The 1013-nt window shown below is 66.9% G+C and carries 1 protein-coding gene; it reads right to left on the bottom strand.

Features of this window, described 5'->3' with window-relative positions; translation table 11 throughout:
* Positions 1–44: 44 nt before the first annotated feature.
* On the bottom strand, positions 45–1013 hold a 969-nt coding region (locus METUNV1_RS00065), incomplete at its 5' end, for a transposase (protein WP_043358645.1).

Below are 1013 nucleotides of genomic sequence, written 5' to 3'. Positions count from 1 at the left end.
GTGACCGGCGCGATGCCGTCGTCGTGGCTCGTTCGCGAGCTTACCTAATTTGCGTAGCCGTGGTGCCCGAGCTTTTCGATGTTGTGCACCAGGCAGTACAGCTTCCATTGCCCATCCACCTTTGTGCGCCCACGCAGCGTGAAGCGGGCGAGCCGCTTGTTGTGCCGCAGGTTGCCGAACACCGGTTCTACCGTGGCGAAGCGGGCGGCGATCATCCGTTTGCCTTCCGTGGAATCGATGCGCCGCTTCATCCGCTCGGTGTGTGATTCGGCGTCGCCTCGCTTGCCGCGGAAGAAGGCGACCTGCCGCACTTTCGTTGTGTCCGGCGTACGCAGGCAGCGGCTGCGCTGATCGCACGGCACGCAGTCGCGTGCGGCGCCGGTGTATTTGGTGGCCGCGTAGCCGTTGATCGTGCATTCGCCGCCGTTGCGATACAGCCGCTTGCCCGCCGGGCAGAGGCAGTGGCTGCGGTCTTCCGCTTCGGTGAAGTCGGTGTTGGCGTAGCGCATGTTTTTGCGAGCAGTGCGCGCGTCCTTTGCCTTCTCGCTCTTGTCCCACAGCGCGTCAGGTTTCGCTTTGTGCCTGGCCTGCTCGGCGTATCTCGGGTCGCGCTGCCGGTAGCCGTTGTCGCACACCCAGGCGGGAACGTTCCGGCGCTCCAGTCCGGCGAGGTTCTTCTCGGAGTGATAGCCCGCATCCGCGCAGATCGCGGTGTCGGGCCTGCGCTGTGCGCTGCTGGCGTCGATCACCGGCAGCAGCAGTTCCTGTTCCGACCCGGTGCCGTGCGCCTGCGCATCGACCACGATCTGGTGGGCGGCATCGACCGTGGCCACCCCGGTATAGCCCTGGACCACGCCCTTGGCGGTGGCCATCTTGGCCGAGTCGTTGTCGGTGCGATTCGACAGGCGCACCGCGCCCCTGGCGCCCTGCCTGTCCTGCGGGTTACGCGCCAGCCAGTCGCGGATCTTCGCCGCCTCGCGGCTCAGACGTTCGCGGGTGCGCTGTGCGCGGGC

It is taken from the genome of Methyloversatilis universalis FAM5, assembly GCF_000214035.2.
Classification (GTDB): domain Bacteria; phylum Pseudomonadota; class Gammaproteobacteria; order Burkholderiales; family Rhodocyclaceae; genus Methyloversatilis; species Methyloversatilis universalis.
This window is presented reverse-complemented; position numbering and strand designations above follow the sequence as displayed.